The following is a 24,156-nucleotide window of genomic DNA, read 5'->3' on the forward strand; positions in this document are numbered from 1 at the left end:
CGCAAGGCGGCGTACCGACCCTCCTGCACGACTGCACGACGCGACACCCATCCGTACGCCCCTCACAACGAAGGACACGCCATGATCCTGGCAGCAACGACCCTCGAAGGCATGTTCGGCAAGATCCAGGGCATCCTGGCCGGCCTCGGCCTTACGGTGGCCTCCTGCGCCCTCCTCATCCTCGGCATCCGGATGCTGCTGTCGATGAAGCGCGGCGACGGCATGCGCGAGGCCTTCCAGGGCTTCGGCATGATCGCGCTGGCCGCGTTCATCATCGGTGGCGCCGCCGGCCTTGCCGGAATGCTCATCAGCCTCGGCGAGCAGATCGGCGGTAAGGGCTGATCCCGGGGACGGGCCGTGAGGAACGGAACCCGGCCCGCGACCTTGGACGTGCCGCCCGCGATCGCGGCGCGGAGCACGCGGCCACACCAGAGAGGGGGACCGACTGATGACGCAGGACACGCCGGACGCACCGGCGCCCATGGTCGCCTATGACCACACGGACCTGCTGAACCGGCCCAAGCGCATCTGGAACTGGGGCAACATCCCGCTTCCCGGTCTGCTCCTGCCCGCCCTGGGCGCCGCCTTCGGTTTCGGCGTGCTGTGGTTCGTGGTGCTGCTGACGCTGTCGGCCCTCCTGCCCTTCCTGGGCCTGTCGCTCATCACGTCGGTCCTGTACCTCGGGCCGCCGGTCGGCGTCTACTTCGTCTGGGGCCGGCCGCTGCCCTCGTCCCTGACCCTCCGCCAGCAGGTGGTGGTGTGGGCCGATTACTGGATGCAGCCCAAGCGCCTCCAGGGGCTGGCCGCGGACCGCGAGCCGGAGGAGCTGCACTGGCAGGTCATCCTCTGGCAGCCGGGCGCGAGCCGCTGGCACAAGCGGTACGACGCGGCACTCGTGACGGCGGCCCTGCACGGCTCCTCGTACGCCGCGTCCGCTCCACCCCCGATCGCGCCCTCACCGAGCGCACCCGCCGAGACCGCAACCACCGAGACCGCAGGATGACTCCTCCATGTTCGTGCTGATCTTTTTTGGCGGGGCGGTCGCCTTCTTCCTGATCGCCATGCTCCTCGCGTCCACTTCCTCGAAGAAGAACGCCGGGGCCAAGAACGGCGGCTCCGGTAGCCCGGGGAAGCCGGGCGGCGGCTCCTCCCGTGGCCAGGCCCCGGCCAAGCGGCGCGAGGAGATGCGGCTGCCCTACCGGTACGCCGACGACATGATCTTCGTCCACGGGGACTCCGTCTGGACGGGCATCGCCCTGCCCACGGCCATCGACGAGTACCTCAATGCCGTCGAGCTCCAGGCCATGGCCGAGGCGCCGGCCCGCGCGTTGCTCAACCTCGCCCGGGGCGACCGCAACGTCGAGTGCCACTACCGCAAGGTGTACCGGCCGATCACCGCCCAGGACTGGGCCGAGCAGCTCAACGCCGTGGCCTGGGAGCCGACGGAGAACTACAAGGCGTACAACTTCCGCAAGGCCGAGTACCAGGAGCGCATCGGCGCGCAGCGCGAGCGCAACATCCTGCTGGTCAAGCTGGGTTCGATGAAGCGGAAGTCCGGCGGCAACCACGGGGTGCTCCCCGGCGGGGACGACCCGGTCGAGGAGTCGGGCGTCACGCGCTCGGTGCGGGACGCCGCCGACGCGGCCGCGGCCGGTGCCACGGGCGTGCACGACGAGTACCTGTCGCCGGAGCTGCTGGCCCAGTGGACCCAGGTCGCGCGCGAGATCCACGAGGGTCTCGAGGGCCTCGGCGGCAGTCCGCTGAGCCGCGAGGAACTGGTCTGGCTGATCCGCAAGCCGCTCCACGGCGACCTGCCGATTCCCGCCGAGCCGGTGCTCGGCAGCCGGGCCTGGGGCCCCGATCAGTTCGACCTGGTCGTCGACTTCTCCGGTGAGAACCGCAAGACGCACATCGTGCTGCACCAGTACGACGAGATGACCGGCGAGCGGCGCACCAGCTACACGACCACCCTCGTCGCGGCCAGCTGGCCTACCGAGACCCGCTTCCGGCAGTCCACCGCGTGGGCCCGCTACGCGGCGCAGCACGTCGACTTCCCGGTCGAGATCGACATGCGGTTCACCCTCATCCCGTACCTGAAGTTCCAGGACCGGGCGAAGAAGATCAGCGGCAACCTCGTCGACGAGATGAACGACATGGCCAACTCCGGCCGTTCCCCCGGCACCCAGCTCGCCGCGCAGGTCACCCGTGCCCAGAACCTCGTTGACGACGTGGAAGAGCACAAGATGCCGGGCATGGAGGCGCAGATACGCTTCACCATCTCCGCCTCCGACCTATCCGAGCTCGAGCGACGCCGCCGCGTCCTGGAGATGCAGTTCAAGCAGGACCTGAAGGTCACCCTGCTGCGCCCGAGCCGCCAGCAGTGGCGCCTGCTGCAGTCGCAGCTGCCGGGTGACGCGCCCAAGCTGCCGATCGCGCCGTACCTGCGGCTCCAGGAGGTCGAGCAGCTCGGCGCCGGGCTGCCCACGGCCGGCACCGAGCTGGGTGACAACCCCGAGCGCCGGTCGGGCAAGCAGCTCGGCTGGGTCGGCAACCTGGTCGGCTGGGCCGGCAAGACTCCGGTCCACTACTCGCTGCACGTCGGCCCTGCCCGCAACGACGGCGGGGGCGTGGCCATCGTCGGCGCGTCCGGTGGTGGCAAGTCCTCACTGGCCCTGCAGAAGTTCTACGAGGAGTCGGAGTCGGGCGTGCGCTGCCTGGTCATCGACCCCAAGACGGACTTCGCCCAGCTCTGCTACTACCTGGCCTTCGGATCCCAGGTCAACGACCCCGAGTTCCCCCTCGACGCCGAGGCGGGCCTCCTCGGCACCCCGCAGAGCCGCTTCCAGCCGGTGAACCCGGAGTTCTGGGCCGAGACCGAGGTCGTCGACCTCCTCAAGGGACAGGCCGGCGTGCTCGACCCGTGGGTGGTCGCGCGCGACGTGCCCTCCGGGCGACTGCTCGCCGAAACGATGCTGCGCGGTTTCCTCGGTGACGAGGACTACCAGCGGGTGCGCCTGCCCGTCATCGAGGCGATGGCCGCGGTGGTCGGCTGGTACAACTCCGCGATCCGGCAGGCCACCGAACAGGGCCTGAGCGCCCGCGACGCCGAGCGGCAGGTGCCCCGGCCGACGCTGTGGCAGGTCGTCGACGAGGTCGTACGCGCCTACGACGACGCGGTGGCGAGCGGGGACCGCGAGGCCGTCAAGGACCTCAAGCTCGCCCAGATGCTGCTCACGGAGCTGCGTACCCTGCCGTACGCGCGACTCGCCTTCGCGGAGAAGCCACAGACGCTGTCCGCGATGCGCAAACGCCGCACGGTGATCACCCTGCGCGGTTTCCAGACCCCGGCCTCCTCCGACCCGCGCAGCTGGAACCCGGCCGAGCGGCTGGCCGCGACCGCGCTGATGGCGGTCGTAGAGCTGGGCAGCCAGATGCTCGACGTCGGCTACGAGAAGAACCCCGTGACGGGGGAGGTCGGACTGCGGCCCAAGGCGCTGTTCGTCGACGAGGCGTACGTCGTCACCGCGACCGAGAGCGGTCGCGACCTGATGCGGCGCGCGCTCAAGCAGGGCCGTTCGTACCTGGCGGTCATCGTGCTGATCACGCAGCAGGCCATCGACCTCGTCCAGATCGAGGACTCCGAGGCCCGCAGCGGTGGCGCCAACCAGATCCATACCGTCTTCGCCTTCAAACAGAAGTCCACCCAGGAGGCCTCGTTGGTGGCCCCGCTGCTCGGCCGGCCGGAGAGCGACACCAAGGTGTCCAACTCCCTCCAGGAACTGCGGACGGGTGTCTGTCTGCAGCGGGACGTGGACAAGCGGGTCGGCACGGTCGCGGTGGACCTGGTCTTCCAGGAGATCCTCGCCGCCACGGACACCAACGGCACCACCCGTCCCGGCCGCCAGTCCATCGACCCGCCGCTCAGCGTGTGGGACTGGACCTTCATGCAGGAGGCCGCCCGCGAGGAGCGGTCGGCCGCTGAGAACACGGAGCCTGCTGCCTCGCGGTAGCGGCGCCCTCGCCCCGAGACCGATCCGAACACACCACCACAGGAGACCCCATGCGCATGTCCAGGACCCTCACCGCCGCAGCCGCTCTCACGGCGCTCGCGGCCCTTACGGGCTGCGGCGGCGAGGGAGACTCCGATATGGGAAGCGGCGGCAAGAGCCTGCCGAAGGCGAAGGACGTGGCCGCGATGGAGCGCTTCGTCAACCAGTACACCCAGTGCAACGACCTGGAAAAGAATCCGCCGGAGGAGCGGCACGGCGGCACGGCGTTCGAAGACGTCCCCAAGGGCGCCGGAGCGGGCGTGAAGGAACAGGTGTACTGCGATGCCGAGAGGGGACACATGGCCCTGGTCGCCATCTCCGACATGAAGAAGTTCCAGCAGGCGCTCAAGGCGAACGCCGAAGCCGGGAAGGAGGGCGACGCGGTCGCCTTGGTCGGGGTGGACTTCGCCGTCATTCCCAACCAGGGCGGCGGCCTGCGCGAGCTGAAGTCCTCCGGACTCCTCGTCGCCTCGTGCAACCCCAAATTCAACAGCGAGATCCCCAGCGGCTACGTGAAGCGCGATGCCAAGGTCGAGGGCTGCATCCTGACGGACTACATCCCCGCGTAGCCCCCACAGCGCCGCCTGCTCACTTGCCCGTTGCGGAACTCCAGAAGGAAGCTGATGTCCGTGCGCCGTAGCGCCAAGCCACGTGGAGATCTCTCCGCCCGCCCCTCGCCCCGCGAACGGGCGAAGGCGGCCGGGCGCGCGGTGCGGATCGGCGCATTCCTGATGTTCGCGCTGTTCTCCTTGACCATGGCCGTGCCCGGCCCGGCACGCGCCATTGACTTCGCCTGTTCCTTCACGGGCGATGACAACTACCAGATGGACAACCCGGGCCACATCGAGTCGGTCTTCCCGGCCGTCAAGCAGTGGGAGGAGTCGCGCCCCAAGACGCTCAACGATACGACGGGTCTGTATGGCGGCCCTGTCAAGCTGTCCGGGCCCCCTGAGAACTACACGATGTACGAGCTCGCAGGCATGCGCGGCCTCAACTGGTCCATGACCATGCGGGGCCGGGGAGACGCCTCCCAGGACAAAGGCTTCATGGGCTCCAACGCCAATGGCGCGGACAGCTGCGCCATCATGGACTACGTCAACAACGGCATCGCGGACACGGTGTTCGACATCACCAAGCTGGTCACCCGTGCCGGTATCTCCATCAAGGAGTACGCCTCCAACCCCAGCCCGCTCGCCGGCCTGTATACGGGCCGCAACAATGCTGTGGACAAGCTCAAGGACAACCTCTTCGTCCCCGCCGTCCCGGTCCTGATCACACTCACCGGGTTCTGGGTGTTCGGCAAGTGGCGCAAGAACCAGATGCGAGAGGCCTGGTCGGGCATCGGTTGGGCATCACTGACCACCGTCGCGGTGGTGGCCATGCTCACTGGTGGCAACTACCAGAAGTTCATCGACACGGCGGATGCCGGCATCGCTCAGGCCAACGCCGCGCTCAGCGAGGCGGTTCTCAGCGGACTCTCCGGGGAAGCACAACCCCCCTGCGACCTGCCCGTCAACAAGGACGTTCCCAACCGGGGCGTGCGTGTCAACAGCTGTGCCATGTACGACACGCTGATATTCCGGCCCTGGGCCTTGGGTCAGTTCGGCGAAGCCGGTTCCGACTGCATCTTCCGTAAGACCGGGGAGGACGCCAAGAGCGGTGGATGCTCTCCGACGGGCCACGATGACAAGTGCTATTGGGGCGTCAAGGGAAGCGCACGGTGCGAGGATCTCCGCATCCGCCAGCTGGTGGCCCAGGCCCGGACCAACATGGAGATCGGCAAGGACCTCGACAAGGAAAATGACGACTGGGTCCCCATCCGCTACGACATGGCGGGAGGCAAGGACAAGGGTGACAACGAGGGAACGAACGAGCGTGTTTACCCCGTCCCCTTCGAGCAGTGGGCCGGAAGGAACGCCGGGGACCGTGTCGGAATCGCGATCTACTCGCTGATTGCCGCTCTGATCGTCGCCGTCATGGTGATCGTGCTCAGCGTGCTCACCCTGCTGTGGCACGCCGTGACGCTCATCATGATCATCATGCTCCCGCTGATCGCCACGCTGGGAATTCACCCTTCGCAGCAGAAACTGCTGAAGGGCTGGCTGCAGACGTTCATCCACAGCTTCGTCCTCAGAGCGGGCTTCGGCGTCATCCTGACCGTGCTGCTCGTTCTGTACCAGATGATCCTGCCCGCCAAGATCTCCCTCGGCATGCAGCTGCTGATGCTGGTACTGGTCAGCGTCGCCGTCGTGATGATGCTGAAGAAGCTGCTGTCGGGGGCCTACAGTCCGCAGATCGCCGGGGCAGAGGATGCCCTGGGCGTCGGGGACATGGCGAACACGGTGGGCGGCAAGCTGGGCCAGTACGCCCCTGGGGCCGCGGCCGGCGCCGCGAAGGCGACGGGCCGTGTCGCCGGCGGCACGGCGAAGGTGGCGAAGAAGGGCACGCTGGCCGCTGTACGGACCTACGACAACAAGAAGAACGACGGTCGGTGGCAGAAGGAAGGCAAGCTTTCCACCCCCCAACCCTCCAAGCGTGAACAGCGCAAGACCGCCTACCAGACCGCAACGGTCCAGAAGGACCAGCTCGGGGAGCAGTACGCGGCAGTCGAGGCCAAGCGGGAGCGGCAAGCCGCAGAAGCTGACCAGGCCCAGAGCAGCAGCGGCCGTCTCGTTGGCGGTGGCACGCCGTCGGCCTACGTGCCGCGGCCGCAGCCCGCACCGCCCCTGCCGGCACCGGCACCGGCACCGGCCCCCGCGCCCGCCGTTCCCGCGCAGCAGGACCCCCAGTCCTCCAGGGGCCGGGTCAACACGCCGGACAACGGACCCGTGCACCAGCAGCCGCGTGTGCCCGCGCCCGACCCGCGCGCCACTCCGACACCGCCCACCCCGCCGACGCTGCCCACCCCGCCGACGCCGCGGGACGGCGGCGACGGCCGTGTGTCCCGCTAGGAAGGCCTGAGCCATGGCAAGCGTCATCACCGACCAGCCCCCGCAGGAGCTCGCCGCCGAGCTGGGCGCGCTCCTGCGGGTGGACTGGCGTGCCGTGTGGCCAGGCGTACCGGACGGTGAGGCCGAGCGCGCCGAGTGGTGCGCGGGCTTCGGCTGGGAGCCGCTGTGGTCCCAGTCGGGCCTGTGGGTGCGTACGCCGCAGGGCGGCCGCCTGCACCTGGCGTCACGGGCCGGCCTCGGCCGGCCCGTGACCCGGGCGGCGTACACCGTCTGGAAGGCCGCGGCGGCCGGGGACTACGAAGGCGAGGCCGTGCTGGCGATCGCCCTCGACCGCTACGCGGCCCACCTCGCCCGGATGACCGCCGCGTTGGGCGCACCGGGCTGGGAGGGCGCCTGGGACAGCCCGGACTTCCCGGAGCCGCCCGCGCCGGGCCGGTGGGGCGACGCCGAGGAGCGGCGGGAGCTCCGGGCCCCGTACCGGCTGGCCCAGTGGCGGTACCCCAACCCGCTCGCCCCGGTCATCGTGCTCGCCCTGGAGCACCGGACGGACGGGTTCGCGGGGGGTGGGACGATCTCCCTCACCTTCCACGGACCGGCCGACCCGAGGGCGCTCGACGGCCCCGGCTGGCTGCTGTGACGTACCAGACACCAGAAAGAGAGACCACGACATGGGCACGCCCTTCGAACCGCCGGTGGACCGCACCCCGGAGGAACTCGTCACCGAGCTGCGGGGGCTGACCGACGTCCACTGGGAGACCGTCTGGAACGGGCCGCCCCTGCCCAGCCAGGGGTTGGACGAGTGGTGCGCCCAGTTCGGCTGGACACCGACCCAGTTCGAGTACGTCCTCAATGTGCGCACGCGCACGGGGGGCGAGCTGACGCTGAACGCGATGGGCGGCAGCTGGGCGCCTGTGCAGAGTCTGCGTCACTGGGTGTGGGGCGAGTCGGCGATGAATCCAGAGGGCAACGAGCACGTGCTGGCCGAGGCCGACCGGGTCTGGCCTCTCTACCGCGACGCCGTGTCATCGGTACTCGGCGAACCGGCCTGGGACGGCGCATGGGACTCCACCTCCTTCCCCGATGAGCTCCCTCTGTACTCCGTCCCGAAGCTGGAGACCCGGCTAAAGGAGAAGCGCCCCTATCGCATCGCCTACTGGGAGCTCACAGCACCGCACGGTGCCCTCGTCAGCCTGACGATCACACCTGCCATGGGCACTGCCGACGGGTCCGACACCGGAGTGGTGAACATGAGCCTTCGGGTCTATCCCCGTCCGCTGGAGGCCTGACAACGGTGAGTCCGGAACCGATACCGGAGGGCATACTGACCGGCGCTCTGCTTCGGGCGAAGGCCCGGGAGAAGGCGACCCTGGATGCCAAGAGCGACCCGGATGCCGTGGTGGCGCAGATCAAGGCCGCCGCTGCGGCCGCGAACATGAAGCCGAAGGCCTACATCGACGCCTTGGCCCGGGACAAGACGAAGCTCACTCCGCCCGAAGGGACGAAGCCGATCAGTGCCTTCTGGTCGTACGGCATCGAGCACCCGGACGCGCCGAAGAACGGCAAGGGCGGCCCGTTCCTGTCTCAGCGCTTCATAGCGGAGGAGTGGGCTGCGCAGCAGAACGAGACCAATCCCGGCACTGCACAAACCCTGGAGACGTCCCAGGGAGGTCGTGAACTCGATGACATGTTCCTCTGGGAAGACGAGGTCATCGAGGTACTCGGTGGTGAGGATGCGGGCTTCGGCCCGGGCTACGCCAAGGCCAAATGGGACGAGATCTCCGCGACGTACGGGGGGCTGGCCGAAGGCCGGGTGGTGGTCTTCGCGGACGTCGGCAACACCCGGGCGGTCCTGCACCAGAAGGAACTCGGCACGCTCTGCGGGAACGAGAACGTCGGGCTGCACAACATCAACTTCGTGTACGAGGCCCCCCAGTCCTGGCCCGAGGTGACCCGGGCGGAGGCCGGTACGAACGCGGTTCGGGCCGTCGCGCAGTTCGACAACAAGGACCTCCCGCGCTACATCGACCCGCACGCCTTCGCGGCCGAGACCCCCGAGGCCCGCAAGGAGAAGATCGACAGTGTGATGGAGGCCGTTGCCCCGGCCCAGGCACAGGCCGCCGCCGTCGAGGCGCCCGAGCAGCAGGCCACGCCGAAGCGCCTGCCCAGCCCGCTCTGGCAGATGGGCTTCCAGCAGCCGACCACCATCACCCGGCGCGAGACCGCTGGACCGGCCTCCGGAGCTGAAAGCGCGGGCGCTCCGGCCCTCACCCTCCGCACCCCCGCAACAGGTATGGACGGTCCGTGATGACCCCTCGCCCCTCCCTCGACCCCCTCCGCCGGCTGCTCCGTCAGGAGCGCGACGACGCCTGGGCCGTGCGGCTGCTCCGCCGGATCGTCTTCGGCATCGCCGGCGCCTACACCCTCTTCGTGCTCGCCTCGACCAGTACGGCCTCGTTCGTCACGATGGCCGTGCTGCTCGTCCTCGCCGTGCTGGTGTGGCTGCTGCGCCGTCGCGGCCAGCTGCTGCTCGGTCTCGCCTCGACCGTCGTCACCGCCGCGATGACCGGCTACCTGGCGGCCGCGGGCGACATCGCGCGCGGGTCCTCCGGCGGACTCCTCAGCGGCCAGGCGGTCTTCGGCTACTGGGCGCTCGGCGGTATGGCTCTGCTGGGTGCCTGGATGCTCAAGCGGCCCCGGGGCCGCCGGGGCGTCACCGTCGTACTGGCCGACGTGCTGCTCGTCGGCGCGTCCGGGGTGGGCATGTTGGCGCCGCTGTACGGCGTACCCCTTGGATTCCTGTGCGTCGTCGGTGTGCTGATGCTTCGTAGCAGAACGTTCTCCTGCGTTAACCGGCGTGAACCCAGGCTGGAGCGCCGAGGTCTCCGCCGGATGGCGGCAGCCGCTGACACGGATGCTCGGTGAGCTGGTGGGTCGGCATTTCCGTTGTGTAATAAGTGATCTACAGCAGGTGGTTCGGCTTTGCCGCTGCCAATTGTCCTGCTCTAGAGTCCCCGTTGGTCACAAAGAACATCGGGGGACTTCTTTCATGGCGAGGACAGCGATGAGAACCCGGCCGGCAGCGATGCTGCCGGCCGCCACGACGCTTCTGCCTTGCCAGCGGCGGCCCGACATCTTCGCGGAGCCGCTCCTGGAACGTCCGTCCGCGGGTGCTCCGGAACTTCCCTTCCGCATGCGGCGGAGCCAGGCCCTCACCCATGCGGCCCGGCAGCTGTGCTTCTCCTGCCCCGTGTGGGCTGAATGCCTGCAAGGCTCCGTCGTCCGGTCCGATCCGGGCGGTTACGCCGCCGCCACCACAGAGCAGGACCGGCGCTGGATCCGCAGGTGGCTGCACATCGGCGACAGCCGGGGACGCTTGACCGCCGCCGCGTCCGACACGGGCGGCGGCTGCGGTGAAGCGGTTGAAGCAGCCGCGGTACTCGACGCGTTCAGCGCCCTCCAGGAGCATCGGGCACGCCGAACATTGGGTTCCGGCCGGGGCCCGGTTCCCGCCCAGCGGCAGGATCCGGCACAGCACTTCCCAGCAGACCGCCGACAGCGCGCCGACACAGACGAGGTGTCGAAGACGGGCGCTCCGGCCGTGTCGGGAGCACGGATCACCTACTCGCTCGCCGATCCGGCCCTGGCCATACAGAAGGCCGTGCTCGGCCCGCTGGCGTGCGCCACGCTCCCCATACTCAAGGTCACCGAGCAGCTCGCCGGGATGCTCGCGTTCACCCCGTCCGCCGCCGTGGCGCCCGAGTTCCTCGCCGCGGTCACCCGGACCCGCATGAGCCTGGAGTCCTGGCGTGCGGCAGCAGGTGACGAGACCGCCTACGAGGTGACGGACAGCGCTCTGACCGGTTCCGTGAGCATCGAGCTCGCGACCAGCGACCCCGTCGCCGCGCTGCGGCAGGACATCTTCGAGCCCCTGCTGCGCCGCCTGGCGGACTCGCTGCACCATGTGGAGGCCATCACGGCGGTGCTCGTCCCCGCAGCCCACACCGCGGACCCCGCCGCCGTCGCGCACGCCCGGAACCTGGCGGCCGTACTGGAAGCGGTGCGCGAGCTCGGCTCCCACCTGGAGCGCTACCAGCGCCTCGCCCCGCGCCAGGACCACGGCGAGGGCCACGCGGGCATCCAGTGCGACAATCACCCGCACCACTCCGCCACGGGGGCGGGCGGGTCCGGTCCCTGGGGCGCCCCCAGCCTGCGGCGCGCTGTGGAGACGGCGGTGTCCTCCTTCCCGGGTCACTTCACCAGCCGCGACGTGGTCGGGGCGCTACCCCCGGGTGCGTACCAGGACGCGGGGAAGTCGGTCAGCAACGCCCTGTCCGCCATGGTCAAGGCGGGCCGACTACTACGGGTCTCGCGCGGCACCTACACCGCGATCCCGCCGTCCACCGGCGAAGCCGTCCCGAACTCCTGAAAGGCAGTCGCCGTGCAGCCCACCCCTCCGGCCGCGGAAGTCCGCGTCTTCTCCCACCACGCGGGCCTGATCGACGAGGTCCCCGTGACGGCCCCGCCCTTCGGCAACATCCAGGACGTCGTCATCGGCATCCTCCAGCAGCGCGCCCAGCAGCTCGGCTTTCCGACCCCTGCTGTGATAACCGACGACCGCTACGGCGGTGCGGTCCGCCTCCTCATCCACCCCGACGGCAGCACCGAAACCCTGCCCGACGCGCCCCGCTGACCGCGGTTCCGCAGGATGCGTCCATGCCCCATCACTCCCCGACCCTCGAGGGCCTCGGAAACGGCCCTGTCCAGACAACGGGCCACCCCGGCAGCCGGACCGGAGCCGATCCGTGCGGAGTCGGAATCCGCGGTACCGCCTGGAGGCCGGGTCGATGTGGCATCAGGAAGGCTCGGGACAAAGGTGGCTTGGCTCGTGTCAGCGATGCTCGCCGAGGGTCGAGAGGTCTAGACAACGGAGAAGGCCCAGGTCGCTGACCTGGGCCTTCTTGCAAGAGCGGATGATCGGGAATCGAACCCGCGCTATAAGCTTGGGAATCACCCGGTACCTGAGCATAGAAATGGGCTCTGACCTGCGGAAACGGTCGGCATCGGGTTCGGCCTGACTGCCTCGTCGGCCCCCTTGCCGACCGCTGTTTACCGTCTCGACTGGCACGTCGTGGCACGACCCCTCATGCGGGGACAGGAACCTGCCTCTCGAAGTCCTTGGTAGCAGTTGCTCTCCGCGAGGTCCGCTGTCGGTGCCGGCCGGCGTGGGGAGCCGTCGTCTTACGGGCTGTCCGCCTCGTGTTCCCTGATCGCTGCCTCTACCAGGGCGCGCGCCGCCCAGGTGATGGCCTCCTCCTCGGCCTCCGGGCCAAGACCGCGGACGTCGCGCAGGGCGATCTGCGCCTCCCAGCCGACCACGATGGTCAGGGCCGAGATCAGCCGCTGGTACGACTCCTGGCTCAGGGTGTCGCGGAGCGGTTCGCAGGCCTGCTCCAGCCACTGGATCCGGCGGGGGCCGCGGCGCGGCCCGGTCGGCTCCGGAGTTTCGCCTGCCGGTTGATCGACGGTCAGGCGGATCAGTCGGCGGCCGAGGGGAAGCGACTGCGGTGAGTACTTCAACAGCGTCCTTATGAGGGCGTCCACCCGGCCCGCGGGGTCGCCGGCCAGTGCGGGGTCGTTCAGCGCTTCCTCGACCGGGGGCTCGTTGAGCGCGCCGGCGGTCGCGTCGATCAGCAGGTGGTCGAGGCTCGGGAAGTACGCGTAGACCGTGCGCCGCGACACGTCGGCGGCGGCCGCGATCTCGTCGATGGACGGCGTCGCTCCGCCGGCGCTCAGCCGGACCGCCGCGTCGACGATCGCCTTGCGGGTGCGGCGGCGCTGCGCTTCACGACCGCCGCGGCGGACCGGATCGTCACTGGTCATCGTGGCCTCTCGCTCCCGGATCGGGTGGGTGGGGTCTTGACGCCCCCTCAGGGAGTAAGTATATCTTCATGCAGTCGCTGCACAGATGTGCAGTGACCGCACGGTCGTGTACGTGATGGTGGGGCAGGTCACACAGCCGTACCTGTCACAGGAACCGGGGCGTCGGTGTCTTGAGGCCGAACCCCCTTGAAGTGGAGGACGCACCATGAACGAGAACACCGATGTGGTCGTGATCGGCGGAGGGTACGCGGGCGTCATGGCGGCCAACCGTCTGACGCAGCGCGGTGACGTGACGGTGACGCTGGTCAATCCGCGCCCGGACTTCGTCCACCGCATCCGCCTCCACCAGCTGGTGGGCGGGACCGACACGGCGGTCGTCGGCTACCGGGAGGTCCTGGCTGAGGGCGTACGGCTGGTGGTCGACAGCGTGACCCGGATCGACTCGGCCGGGCGTGCCGTGGAGCTGGCGGGCGGCGGCACGGTCGGCTACGACTATCTGGTCTACGCGGTGGGCAGTGGCAGCGCCGACCCGAGCGTGCCCGGGGCGGCCGAGTTCGCCTATCCCATCGGCACCTTCGAGGAGGCCGGGCGGCTGCGGCCGGTCCTCGACGCCGCGCCCGCGACGGCCGCGGTGACCGTCGTCGGAGCCGGCCCGACCGGCATCGAGACCGCCGCCGAGCTTTCGGAGGCGGGCCGCACCGTGACGCTGGTGTGCGGCGGGGCGCTCGGCCCGTACCTGCACCCCCGGGGCCGGCGCTCGGTCGCCAAGCGGCTGGCCAAACTCGGGGTGACCGTCCTCGACGGCCCCGGCGCGAAGGTGACGGCCGTGACCCGCGACGCCGTACGGCTCGCCGACGGCCGCACGCTGTCGAGCGAGGTGACCATCTGGACCGTCGGCTTCGGCGTACCGGACCTGGCCGTGCGCAGTGGGCTGAGCGCCGACGCCCTGGGCCGGCTGCTCACGGACGAGACGCTGACCAGCGTGGACGACGTACGCATCATCGCCGCCGGGGACTCGGCGGCGCCGTCGGGCCTGCCGCTGCGGATGAGTTGCCAGGCCGCGATGCCGATGGGCGCGCGCGCCGCCGACACGGTGCTGGCCCGGATCGCGGGTGAGCGGCCCGAGACCCTCAACCAGTCCTTCGCCGCCCAGTGCATCAGCCTGGGCCGGGCAGACGGCATCTTCCAGTTCGCCAACCGGGCCGACGTCGCGGTGTGGTTCAACATCGACGGCCGCCTGGGCGCGAAGCTCAAGGAGGCGGTGTGCACGGGCGTCGTCAAGCACCTGGCCGACGAGGCGGGCAAGCCCGGCGCGTACCGCCTTCACCGCGTCTCGGGAGGCGCCACGCGACAGCGACTGCTCCAGGCCAAGCAGGCCGGGCAGGCCGAAGCGCCGGTGGCAGTGGCCGCGCTGTGAGCATCGGGGCGCAAGGCGACGACAGGGTGACGTTCGGCCGTTTCCACGATGCCGTGAACAGCGGCGATCTGGAGGTCATCTCGAAGACGATCGACGAGGTCGTCGAGCCGGACGTGCTGTTCCACGCGCCGATACCGACAGGTGTGATGGGGGCGCAGGCACTCAAGCAAGTGTGGGAGGTGCTCCTTCGGGCGTTCCCCGACCTTCACGTCAGGGTCGAGGACGTGATCACCGAGGGGGACAGGATCGTCTTCAGGAACACCGTCACCGGGACCCACCGAGGCGAGTACAGGGGCCTTCCTCCGACCGGAAGATCCGTGGCATACAACGAGATCTTCATCTTCCGCTTCGCAGGCGGCAGGATCGCCGAGATCTGGGGGGTCGTCGACATCTTCTCGCAGATGCGGCAGCTCGGCATGCTTACCGGAGCCGGCCAGGGGGAGGCGCCGACTGAGCGAGCCGACGATCGGGCATGAGCCCCCTTACTGCCCAGCACCAGCAGGCAACCCGGCACTCCGTTGTCGCAGTTGGGGCACGTGCATGGCGTGCGTGCCCCGAGAGGTCCGGGCAACAAACAAAGCCCCAGGTCGCTGACCTGGGGCTTCGTGGCGGGCACGCCCTACTGGCGGCTAAGGCCAACAGCCCGGCCGCGTCGTTGCCGGTACCGGGGCCGAACTCGGCGTCGCTTCGGCTGCCGCCCTTCATGGCCATGGGCAGGGGTGACCTGGTCGGTGGGTTCGCATCCCGCCACCCCGACTTCGTAAGACCAGGTCAGGGGCCGGTCAGGCCTGATGCGTGGCGGCTATGCGGTGGTAGCCGCGTCGGAAGTACACGAGGGGTTCCGCCGTGCGCAGGGGCTGGGCGCGGGTGAGGCGGACGATGGCTATGGTGTGGTCTCCTCCGGGGACCTCGTACTGGATGTCGGCCTCGAAGCAGGTGAGTGCGCCGGCCAGCAAGGGTGCGCCGTTCTCGCCCGGTTCCCAGTCCACTCCGTGGAACTTGTCGCCGCCGCTGACCGCGAACCGCCGGGACAGTTCGCTCTGGTCGGCGGCCAGCACGTTCACCGCGAGCCGCCCGGCCGAACGGATGCGCGGCCAGCTCCTGGAGGTGCGGCTCGGGCTGAAGGAGGCGAGCGGCGGGTCGATGGAGAGGGAGACGAACGACTGCACGGACATCCCGACGGGCTCCCCCTCGCTCATCGCCGTGATCACCACGACTCCGGTACAGAACGTCGCTGCCGCATCACGAAGTGCGGATTCGTCGACGGCAGCGGTCATGCGGTCTCCTTGGCGGGCTGGCTCGGGCGCCCTGTGGTGTGGACGGTGGTCGTGAGGACGACTGTCCACCAGCTTGGCCCGGGGTCGGTGGATCGCCTAGGGGCTGAGGGGCGCATGAACCTGCTTGGCAGCAACATGAGGGGCGGGGCGAAAGCACGCCGGAAAGCACGCCGGGTGGGAACGAGAGTCTCGTTCCCACCCGGCGTGCGTGTTCCTACGGTGCCGCGCTCGCCAGTCAGTCCCTGGTGCGTTCGCGCACGGCCTTGAGGATCTCCTCGACCGCCTCGTCCACCGGGACGAAGTTCTTCTGCTCGCCGCTGCGGTAGCGGAAGGAGACCGCGCCCTTGGCCACGTCCTCCTGGCCGGCCAGCAGCATGTAGGGGATCTTCTGCTGCTGGGCAGTGCGGATCTTCTTCTGCATGCGGTCCGGGCCCGCGTTGATCTCGACCCTGATCTCGTGCTCGCGCAGCCGGTCGGCGATCTCCTGGAGGTAGGGGACCTGCTCGTCGGTGATTGGGATCCCCACGACCTGGACCGGGGCCATCCAGGCGGGGAAGGCTCCCGCGTAGTGCTCGGTGAGCACACCGAAGAACCGCTCGATGGAGCCGAACAGGGCGCGGTGGACCATGATGGGCCGCTCCCTGGTCCCCTCCGCGGACTGGTATTCCAGGTCGAACCGCTGCGGCAGCTGGAAGTCGACCTGGATCGTGGACATCTGCCACGACCGGCCGATGGCATCCCTGGCCTGCACGGAGATCTTCGGGCCGTAGAAGGCCGCGCCGCCCTCGTCGAGGACCAGATCCAGGTTCTCGCTGCCCGCGGCCTCCCTGAGCGCTTCGGTGGCCTCGGCCCAGTCCTCGTCCGAGCCGACGTACTTGGGGCTGGCCGGGTCCTTGGTGGACAGCTCCAGGTAGAAGTCGGTCAGACCGTAGTCCGCGAGCAGGTCGAGGACGAAGCGCAGCAGGTTGCGCAGTTCCCCGCCGAGCTGCTCCCGGGTGCAGTAGATGTGCGCGTCGTCCATCGTCAGGCCGCGCACCCGGGTCAGGCCGTGCACCACGCCCGACTTCTCGTACCGGTACACCGTGCCGAACTCGAAGAGCCGCAGCGGCAGTTCACGGTAGGAACGCCCGCGGGACTTGTAGATCAGGTTGTGGAACGGGCAGTTCATGGGCTTGAGGTAGTAGTTCTGGCCCTCGTCCAGCTCCATGGGCGGGAACATGCCCTCCGCGTACCACTGGAGGTGCCCCGAGGTGCGGAACAGGTTCTCCTTGGTGATGTGCGGGGTGTTGACGAACTGGTAGCCCGCCTCACGGTGGCGCTTGCGGGAGTAGTCTTCCAGCGCCTGGCGCACGGCCGCGCCCTTGGGGTGGAACACCGGGAGACCGGAGCCGATCTCGTCCGGGAAGGAGAAGAGGTCGAGCTCGTTGCCGAGCTTGCGGTGGTCGCGCTTCTCGGCCTCGGCGAGGAAGTCGAGGTGGGCCTTGAGCTCGTCCTTCGAGGGCCACGCGGTGCCGTAGATGCGCTGGAGCATCGGGTTCTTCTCGCTGCCGCGCCAGTAGGCGGCCGCGTTGCGCATCAGCTTGAACGCCGGGATGTTGCGGGTGGTGGGCAGGTGGGGACCGCGGCAGAGGTCCTTCCAGCACAGCTCGCCGGTCTTCGCGTCGAGGTTGTCGTAGATGGTCAGCTCGCCGCCGCCCACCTCGACGTTCGCGCCGTCGTCGGTCGACGCGGAGCCCTTGATGCCGATGAGCTCCAGCTTGTAGGGCTCGTCGGCGAGCTCCTCGCGGGCCGCCTCGTCGGAGACCACGCGGCGGGCGAACTTCTGCCCGCGCTTCTGGATCTCCTGCATCTTCTTCTCGATGGCCTTGAGGTCCTCGGGGGTGAAGGGCCTGGCGACGTCGAAGTCGTAGTAGAAGCCGTCGCGGACCGGCGGGCCGATGCCCAGCTTGGCCTCGGGGAAGAGCTCCTGCACGGCCTGCGCCATGACGTGCGCGGTCGAGTGGCGCAGGATGTTCAGGCCGTCCTCGGAGGAGATTTCCACCGGCTCGACGCTCTCGCCGCCGACGACGGTGGAACCCAGGTCGCGGAGCTCACCGTTGACCCGCGCGGCAATCACGGTGCGGTCCTGGGCGTACAGCTCGGCGAACGTCGTGCCCGCGGGAACTGTCTCGTCGGACTGCTGACTGTCACGGGTGACGGAGATGGTCACGTCGGTCAAGGAGGGCTCCTCGGTGTTCTTGGGGCTTTCTGATCATATTGACAGGCCCGTCGCCCCTGGGGTGGGCCGTCCTGCCGGAGTTGGCCCCGCAGAGCCGGGGCGGAGGCGGGTGGACCCTATCCGAGCGCCCCCGCTCGCGCGGCACGGCGCAGCCCCCACGGGACCAGCAGGGCGGCCGCAGCGGCCCAGCCGCCGCACACCAGGAGCTCACCCAGCAGGTCCGCCCCGGGCAGGGGGCCGCCCGCGGCGAGCTTGCGTATGCCGGCCAGGGCGTGGGTCATCGGCAGGACGGCGCCGACCACCCCGCCCGGGCCTTCGGCGGGCTGGGTGTTCACCCCGCTGAACAGCATCATCAGGATCAGCAGCCCAGAGGTCAGATAGCCCCGGGACTCGGGGAACCGCATGCTCACGGGCGTCAGAGCCAGCGCTAGGGCGTAACAGGACAGCGTAGCCAGGGCCTCCAGGCCGAGAATCCCGGGCAGCGCGGCCGGCGGCAGCGCCGCCCCGGTGATCAGCGGCAGCAGTGCGGTGGCCAGCATCGCGGTCGCCATGGCGTCGCAGACCCAGTACACGCCCCGCGCGGCCAGCACCGGCAGCGGCCCCGTGCGGCTCAGCAGCAGCAGCGGCAGGGTTCCGGCCCGGCGCTCGGCGGCACTGGAGGACACCACACCCAGCGCGCCCAGCGGGCCGAGCAGGGCGGCGTTGCCGAGCGCGATGTAGTCCTGGCTGTCCGGTGTGCCGAGCAGCCGGCCCAGCGACGCGAAGAAGGCGACCTGGGCCAGGAGCCGCAGCGCCCAGCCGAACAGCCAGGACCGCCAGGTGAACATCCGCCGATAGTCGTGGAAGCCGGCCTGGACCCCGATCTGGAACAGGTGCAGCCGGCGGTCCACCGCCCCCACCAGGCCGGCGAGCCGGCCCGAGGGCAGGGCGGAGGTGGCGAGGGGGTACTCGGTCAGTGGGTGCTCGGACATGGGGTACTCAGACATGGAGAGCGATGCTCCCTTCACGGGCGCGGGTCATGACACGTCGCAGAACCAGTACGCCCAGCAGGCACTGGATGCCTGCCAGGAGCGCCAGGACCAGCAGCCGGGCGTACAGGTCCGCCGGAGTCGCGCGGAGCGCGTCCCGCATCAGGTCGGCGCCCCACGACAGGAACCAGAGCCGGCTCAAGGCCGCCAGCGGCTGCGGCAGCAGCGAGGCGGGGACCACCAGTCCGGCGAGGAGATAGCAGGGGTAGGTGAGGGCGTTCTGATAGGTACGGGCGCCCCGGACCAGCGCGAACACTCCCGCCAGCAGTGTTGCCGCGCCCACGGTGCCCGCGAACGTCAGCAGCAGCGCCGCCAGGAAGGAAGCCGGTGCGGCCACCCGCAGGGGGAAGCCGTACCCGTAGACGCCGATCAGTACGATCTCGGCCGCGGCGGGCAGGCAGAGGGTCGCGGTGGCGGCGATCCGCAGGGTCAGCGAGCGGGTGTACGAGCCGGGGGCGGCCAGCAGCACCTCCAGCATCCCTTCGGCGCGGTCGTGGTCGACCGCCTCGGAGGCGACGAAGACGGCGTGCGACCACATCGTCATGACGAAGGTGGTCAGTGCCACCGGGGCCGCCAGCTCGGGACGGCCGCCGGACCGCACCACGGTGAAGAACACCAGGGAGTAGAGCGGGACGAAGACCAGCAGGGACAGGACGCCCGGGCGGCGGACGATCAGCAGCCAGGCGGTGCGGGTGTGTTCGTTCATCGGACGCTGAACTCCCGGTCGGGTATGACAGCGCGGTAGACGTCACCGAGGCCGGGGGCACTGATCGAGACCCCGGCACAGCCGGTCCTGGCCAGCACGCCCAGGACCAGGGCCAGTTGTTCCGTACCGGTGACGGTGAAGCGCAGTTCGCCGGTCTCGGTCCGGTGGCAGCCGGCTGCGGCGAAGTCGCCGTCCCAGGTGCGGCGGAGCTCGTCCAGGGCGGGGTCGGTCGCCGTGGCGACGCTCACGAGCCGCTGGTCGGCCAGCCCGGCGAGCAGTTCTCCCGGGGTGCCCCTGGCCACGATCCGGCCCTGGTCGAGGAGGAGTACGCGGTGGCACAACTCCTGGGCCTCGCGCATGTCGTGCGTGGTGAGGAGGATGGTGGTGCCCTGGGCCTGGAGCTCCCGTACGAGCTCGAGGAAGCCGAAGGCCGCGTTGGGGTCCATGCCGCTGGTGGGCTCGTCGAGCACGAGCACCTCGGGCTCGGCGACGAGGGCCCTGGCCAGGTGCACGCGCTGGAGCATGCCCCGGGAGAACTTCTCCACCGGGCGGTCCGCGTGCTCGGTGAGCCCCAGCTCCGCGAGCACGGAGCGGGTGCGCTCGCGGCACTCGCGGCGGCCGAGGCCACACATCGCGGCCCAGTAGCGGACGTTCTGCTCGGCGGTCAGCCGCCCGTACAGGCCCCGTTCCCCGCCGAGCACCAGGCCGATGGACGCCCGTACCGCCCGGGGCTCCCGGACCACGTCGAACCCGGCCACCCGGGCCGTGCCCGAGGTGGGGGTGAGCAGCGTGGACAGCACCCGGGCGAGCGTGGTCTTGCCGGCGCCGTTGGGCCCGAGCAGGCCCATGGTCTCGCCGCGCCGCACGGTGAAGGAGATCCCGTCGAGTGCGTTGCGCTGGCCGGGCTTGCCGCCCTTGTACGCACGGACCAGGTCGGAGACCTCGATGCTGGGGGCGGCGTCCGACAGCGGGGACAGCGGGGACAGGAGGGACAGGGGGGACGGGGGTGGTGCAACGGATGACGACGGGGACATGACTGCGCTCCTCACGATCCACTCGGTGGTGCTGCGGACTCGGCGGCCGTGGCGGTCTGGGCCTGGGCGAGTTCCCGGGCGAACTCCTGCGCCCGCCGGTACTGGACGGGGTCGACCCACTCCTGCGTGACCAGCAGGAACGCACCCAGCGGGCTGGTCAGTACGATGAAGTCACCTGATGCGTGCACCGCGGCCCGGTCCCGCGGCCAGAAGGGGCCGTCGACCCGCAGCGGCATGCCGAAGACCGGGAAGGCCGTACGCAGCCGCTCCGCGACCGACCCGCCGGCTACCAGCTTGCGCTGGACCCGTTCGAGCACGGTCTCGCCGTCGGGGCCGGAGCCCTCGGCCACGGCCGGGCAGAGCCCGGTGCGGCGCTCCCGCTCGGCTTCCGCCGGCTCGGCCAGCGCCGATCCGTAGGCGGCGGCGATGACGGGTGCCACGCTCGGGAAGCCCCGTGCGAAGTCGATCAGCTCCAGCAGTTCCGGGGAGATGTTCGCCTCGGCGGCGGCCTCGGCCAGCTCGGCCGGGTTCGGGGCCTCCGACGAAGCCAGTACCGCGGCGCAGTCCAGTACGTCCCGCACCGTGAAGTCTCGCTGGAAGCGTTCCTCGGCCACCGCGAGAAGCTGCGCCACGCTCTCCCGCGCAGGCATCGCGCTGCGCAGCGGCACGGCCTCGCAGTCGCCGGGGTAGGCGTAGGTGGCGATCTCCACCCTGAGTTCGGGGTCCAGCCAGGGGTCCTCGGAAGGGGCGAACAGGCCGACCATGAAGTGCCCGCCCGCTCCCCACCCGGTGACGGTCAGCATGAGGTCGTAGACCGGCAGGATGTCGGCGACGATCCGGGCGGAACGCCACAGTGCCACCTCGTCGGCGGCCAGCAGATCCAGGTCGCCGGAGGTGCGCACCACCCAGTCGGGCTGGAACCGCGACAGGCCCGGTCCCTTCACCACCCGTGCGCCGTGGGGCGCCACCGCCGCGGCGATCTCGGCGTAGACCGCGAGGCGGGACCGGTGGCGCCGTAGTTCGTCCTCGGAACCGGAGCCCATCCGCCGACCCTCGTGGGCGGCGGCGGACAGCAGCAGCGGGGACAGCGTGTAGGACGCCGTGCGGGCCCGGTGGAGGAGCTCGTCGGGGGGACAGTCCTCATCGGTGCCGAGCAGTTCGCACAGCACTCCGAGGGTGGGCTCGAAGCCTCGGTCGTTGCCTCGGCCGTTCTCGGGCGCGCTCATGGGGACTCCCAGACTTCGGGGTCGAGGGGGCAGCGCCAGTAGGTGTCCAGGAGCTGCCAGCCCTGACGGATCAGTGAGGTGACCACGTGCTCTCCCTGGACGGCGCCTTCGGCGTCCAGGCCGTGTACGACGTTGCCCACGAGGGGCAGGCCGACGTCGGCGGCGTGCCGGGCGGACGCCGCGACCAGGGCCCGGGTCAGGAGCGGGACGTCCTGGTCCTCGTCCACCAGGATGTCGACGAGGTCCACGAAGGGGGTGCCGTACACCTCGTCCACGGCCCCGGTGAGCAGGGTCGCGTGGGCGATGGGGCGAGGACCTCCGGGGGTGTCGAGAGAGGCGATGAGCGACACCCGGTCGGGGGCGGCGAGGTAGGCGTCGACGGTCTCGTCCACCAGCGCGCCGCCGTCGGGAAGCCCGCGCTGGCTGTTGCCGTCGGCGACGGCCCGGCGCAGCCAGTCGCCGACGCGGGCGTCCGCGCCGGGTCCCGCCGAGGGGGCGATCGAGATGCCCGGCGGAAGCAGCGGGCCGGGTCCGGCGGCACGGTCGAGGACGAGGTGGGTCAGATCGCGGACCATCGGCGCGGGCAGGGCCACCTCGCCGCGCGAGCGGACCACGAGATTCCGCCACCGCGGGCGCGGCTGCCCGGCCATCACCTCGTGCACCAGCAGCGCCAGGGCGGACGGGTCGGTGAGCAGCGGCTCGGGTGCGTACTCCACCAGGCAGTCGACCCGGCCGTCGGCGGGGTCGGTGCTCGTGCCCGCTATGCACGGGTGGCCCGCGACCTCCCACAGCAGGCCGGTGCCGGCGAAGGACTCCAGGTCCGGCGCGGCCGTGGTGACGGCGACCGCGGTGACGGCGGCGGCGCTCATCGGTCCGCCTCCGGGCGTACGACCACCGACAGCTCCCGCAGCAGCCGTTCGGCGGCGGCCCCGACCTCGTCGGCGGTGACCGCCTGGAGCGCGGCGGCGTCCTCGGCCGCCGACCAGGGGCGGTCCCCGGCGTAGGTGCCGCGGGCCAGCTGGATCGCCTGTCCGAGGGGGTTGTCGGCTTCCTCCAGCAGTTCGAAGGCGGCCTGGCGGCAGGCGGTGGCGACCCGCTGGGGGTCGGGCTCCGCCGCGACCTCCGCGAGGCAGGACCGTACGGTGTCGAGCACCAGCGGGCCGTTCTCCGGTTCGGTACCGACCAGTACCCGCCATGAGCCGCCGTCGCGGTAGCTGCGGTTCCAGGACTGGAAGTGGTAGCCGAGGCCCTTCTCGTGGCGCAGCCTGCGGTACAGCAGCGAGGCGGAGCCGCCGCCCAGTACGTGGCTGAGCACGGTGTAGGCGTGGCGGCCCGGATCGTCGACCGCCGGGGAGCGGCCGCCGATCGACAGCCAGCAGAACTCCTCGGGCCAGTCCTGGACCGGGTCGCTGGCGGCGAGGGGGGCCAGGGCGAGGCGGGCGGGGGCGGCGGTGCGGCGGGGAAGCTCGTCGATTCCGGTACCGCGTACGGCCTCCCGTACGTCCTCGGCGGTGAGCGGGCCGACGGCGATCAGGGCGATGGGGGCCGAGGCCAGCAGGTCACGGTGGACGCCGAGGACCTGTTCCATGGAAGCCGCCTGCACTTCGGCCGCGGTTCCGCCGACCGGGCGGCCGAGCGGGTGGCCGGGGAAGAGCTCGCGGATGTAGGCGTCCTGGATGACATCGCACGGGTCGGAGGCGGCTGCGGCGAGTTCCTGGAGCACCGCCTTGCGCTCGGCCTCGAAGTGTTCCTCGGTCACATGGGGCCGGGCGACGGCGGAGGCGAGCGCGGCCATGGTCTGCGCCGCGAGCTCGGGCAGCACCTGGGCGTGGAGCAGCATCAGCTCCAGGCCGGTAACCGCGTTCCCGCTGCCTCCCACGAGCTCGATCTCCTCGGCCAGCGGCCGGGGTTCGGCGCCGTCGGCGCGGTCCACCCGGGAGGACATCAGGATGTGTTCCAGGAGGTGCAGGGTGCCGCCCTGGCCGGCTGGGTCGTGGCGGGAGCCCGCTCCGATCGCCACGGACACGGCGGCGGTGGCGAACCGGTGGTCGGTGCGGGTGAGGATGCAGACGCCGTTGGAGAGGGTCAGCTGGTCGACGGCTGACATCGGACCTCCTGGGTCACGGTGGTGGGGCGGGAAGGAGGAAGAGGTGGGGCCCAGCACCCCGAGGGGCGCCGGGCCCGTGGACGTTCTTCAGGGAGAAGGGCAGGTCACTTGCCCTGGTTGGCCTTGTCCAGGCTGGGGCGCATGCCGACCGCGTGCTGGCGGATGGAACCGGCCTTGTCGAGGGCGGGGCGCATGCCGACCTTGTGCTGGCGGACGGATCCGGCCTTGTCGAGGGCGGGGCGCATGCCGACCTTGTGCTGGCG

General features: G+C 70.4%; 22 protein-coding genes and 1 pseudogene. 14 read left to right on the plus strand and 9 right to left on the minus strand.

Annotation, left to right across the window (positions count from 1 at the left end; genetic code table 11):
* Positions 1–81: 81 nt before the first annotated feature.
* The 12 genes and pseudogenes from ACZ4WZ_RS06350 to ACZ4WZ_RS06405 all read left to right on the plus strand — a co-directional run bounded on the left by ACZ4WZ_RS06350 (position 82) and on the right by ACZ4WZ_RS06405 (position 11,690).
* Positions 82–342: a hypothetical protein gene (locus tag ACZ4WZ_RS06350; RefSeq protein WP_388933220.1), complete on the plus strand. Its 261-nt coding sequence runs from the start codon at positions 82–84 to the stop codon at positions 340–342.
* A 106-nt stretch (positions 343–448) separates the two neighbouring features.
* Entirely contained in the window at positions 449–1,003 is a 555-nt protein-coding gene (locus ACZ4WZ_RS06355; protein ID WP_467885800.1) for a hypothetical protein, read from the plus strand.
* A gap of 7 nt (positions 1,004–1,010) precedes the next feature.
* Complete coding sequence (locus tag ACZ4WZ_RS06360; protein ID WP_467885803.1) at positions 1,011–4,010, plus strand: ATP-binding protein; 3,000 nt, start codon at positions 1,011–1,013, stop codon at positions 4,008–4,010.
* Positions 4,011–4,060: 50 nt separating this feature from the next.
* Positions 4,061–4,618, plus strand: a complete 558-nt coding sequence (locus ACZ4WZ_RS06365) for a hypothetical protein (protein WP_467885806.1) — start codon at positions 4,061–4,063, stop codon at positions 4,616–4,618.
* Positions 4,619–4,678: 60 nt separating this feature from the next.
* Positions 4,679–7,000 carry a hypothetical protein gene (locus ACZ4WZ_RS06370; RefSeq protein WP_467885808.1) on the plus strand — a complete coding sequence of 774 codons (2,322 nt, stop codon included), beginning with the start codon at positions 4,679–4,681 and terminating at the stop codon, positions 6,998–7,000.
* A gap of 13 nt (positions 7,001–7,013) precedes the next feature.
* Positions 7,014–7,637: a hypothetical protein gene (locus ACZ4WZ_RS06375; RefSeq protein ID WP_467885811.1), complete on the plus strand. Its 624-nt coding sequence runs from the start codon at positions 7,014–7,016 to the stop codon at positions 7,635–7,637.
* A 31-nt stretch (positions 7,638–7,668) separates the two neighbouring features.
* Complete coding sequence (locus tag ACZ4WZ_RS06380) at positions 7,669–8,286, plus strand: hypothetical protein (RefSeq protein WP_467885813.1); 618 nt, start codon at positions 7,669–7,671, stop codon at positions 8,284–8,286.
* Between the two features lie 5 nt (positions 8,287–8,291).
* Positions 8,292–9,305: a hypothetical protein gene (locus ACZ4WZ_RS06385; protein WP_467885814.1), complete on the plus strand. Its 1,014-nt coding sequence runs from the start codon at positions 8,292–8,294 to the stop codon at positions 9,303–9,305.
* Positions 9,305–9,922, plus strand: a complete 618-nt coding sequence (locus tag ACZ4WZ_RS06390; protein WP_467885816.1) for a hypothetical protein — start codon at positions 9,305–9,307, stop codon at positions 9,920–9,922. Before ACZ4WZ_RS06385 ends, ACZ4WZ_RS06390 begins: the two co-directional genes overlap by 1 nt.
* A 160-nt stretch (positions 9,923–10,082) precedes the next feature.
* Positions 10,083–10,319 (plus strand): annotated as a pseudogene (locus tag ACZ4WZ_RS06395) (WhiB family transcriptional regulator); the annotation flags it as partial.
* 255 nt (positions 10,320–10,574) lie between these two features.
* Positions 10,575–11,426, plus strand: a complete 852-nt coding sequence (locus ACZ4WZ_RS06400) for a hypothetical protein (protein ID WP_467885929.1) — start codon at positions 10,575–10,577, stop codon at positions 11,424–11,426.
* Between the two features lie 12 nt (positions 11,427–11,438).
* Positions 11,439–11,690, plus strand: coding sequence for a hypothetical protein (locus ACZ4WZ_RS06405; RefSeq protein WP_467885818.1), 252 nt, complete (start codon positions 11,439–11,441; stop codon positions 11,688–11,690).
* A gap of 548 nt (positions 11,691–12,238) precedes the next feature.
* Here the strand turns inward: ACZ4WZ_RS06405 and ACZ4WZ_RS06410 are convergent.
* Complete coding sequence (locus ACZ4WZ_RS06410) at positions 12,239–12,880, minus strand: TetR/AcrR family transcriptional regulator (RefSeq protein WP_031154819.1); 642 nt, start codon at positions 12,878–12,880, stop codon at positions 12,239–12,241.
* A gap of 205 nt (positions 12,881–13,085) precedes the next feature.
* Between ACZ4WZ_RS06410 and ACZ4WZ_RS06415 the strand changes: the two genes are divergently transcribed.
* Both ACZ4WZ_RS06415 and ACZ4WZ_RS06420 read left to right on the plus strand, forming a co-directional pair.
* Positions 13,086–14,297 (plus strand): NAD(P)/FAD-dependent oxidoreductase, encoded by a 1,212-nt coding sequence (locus ACZ4WZ_RS06415; RefSeq protein ID WP_467885821.1) that lies wholly within the window; start codon positions 13,086–13,088, stop codon positions 14,295–14,297.
* Between the two features lie 26 nt (positions 14,298–14,323).
* A complete protein-coding gene (locus ACZ4WZ_RS06420; RefSeq protein WP_467885824.1) occupies positions 14,324–14,773 on the plus strand; it encodes an ester cyclase in 450 nt (149 codons plus the stop codon).
* Between the two features lie 306 nt (positions 14,774–15,079).
* Here the strand turns inward: ACZ4WZ_RS06420 and ACZ4WZ_RS06425 are convergent, their stop codons facing one another.
* From ACZ4WZ_RS06425 to ACZ4WZ_RS06460, 8 genes are all read right to left on the minus strand, one after another.
* A complete protein-coding gene (locus ACZ4WZ_RS06425; RefSeq protein WP_467885825.1) occupies positions 15,080–15,574 on the minus strand; it encodes a flavin reductase family protein in 495 nt (164 codons plus the stop codon).
* A gap of 235 nt (positions 15,575–15,809) precedes the next feature.
* Positions 15,810–17,777, minus strand: a complete 1,968-nt coding sequence (gene thrS, locus ACZ4WZ_RS06430) for a threonine--tRNA ligase (RefSeq protein WP_467885926.1) — start codon at positions 17,775–17,777, stop codon at positions 15,810–15,812.
* Between the two features lie 131 nt (positions 17,778–17,908).
* Positions 17,909–18,778, minus strand: a complete 870-nt coding sequence (locus tag ACZ4WZ_RS06435; protein WP_362044284.1) for an ABC transporter permease — start codon at positions 18,776–18,778, stop codon at positions 17,909–17,911.
* Entirely contained in the window at positions 18,771–19,526 is a 756-nt protein-coding gene (locus ACZ4WZ_RS06440) for an ABC transporter permease (RefSeq protein ID WP_362044287.1), read from the minus strand. The genes ACZ4WZ_RS06435 and ACZ4WZ_RS06440 overlap by 8 nt, the downstream gene beginning before the upstream one ends.
* Entirely contained in the window at positions 19,523–20,560 is a 1,038-nt protein-coding gene (locus tag ACZ4WZ_RS06445) for an ABC transporter ATP-binding protein (RefSeq protein WP_467885828.1), read from the minus strand. The genes ACZ4WZ_RS06440 and ACZ4WZ_RS06445 overlap by 4 nt, the downstream gene beginning before the upstream one ends.
* A gap of 11 nt (positions 20,561–20,571) precedes the next feature.
* On the minus strand, positions 20,572–21,786 hold the full coding sequence (locus ACZ4WZ_RS06450) for a hypothetical protein (RefSeq protein WP_467885829.1): 1,215 nt from the start codon (positions 21,784–21,786) through the stop codon (positions 20,572–20,574).
* Positions 21,783–22,655: a hypothetical protein gene (locus ACZ4WZ_RS06455; protein ID WP_467885831.1), complete on the minus strand. Its 873-nt coding sequence runs from the start codon at positions 22,653–22,655 to the stop codon at positions 21,783–21,785. The genes ACZ4WZ_RS06450 and ACZ4WZ_RS06455 overlap by 4 nt, the downstream gene beginning before the upstream one ends.
* Positions 22,652–23,893, minus strand: a complete 1,242-nt coding sequence (locus tag ACZ4WZ_RS06460; RefSeq protein WP_467885833.1) for a M16 family metallopeptidase — start codon at positions 23,891–23,893, stop codon at positions 22,652–22,654. The genes ACZ4WZ_RS06455 and ACZ4WZ_RS06460 overlap by 4 nt, the downstream gene beginning before the upstream one ends.
* Between the last annotated feature and the right edge of the window lie 263 nt (positions 23,894–24,156).

It is taken from the genome of Streptomyces sp. NPDC029122 (assembly GCF_055569445.1).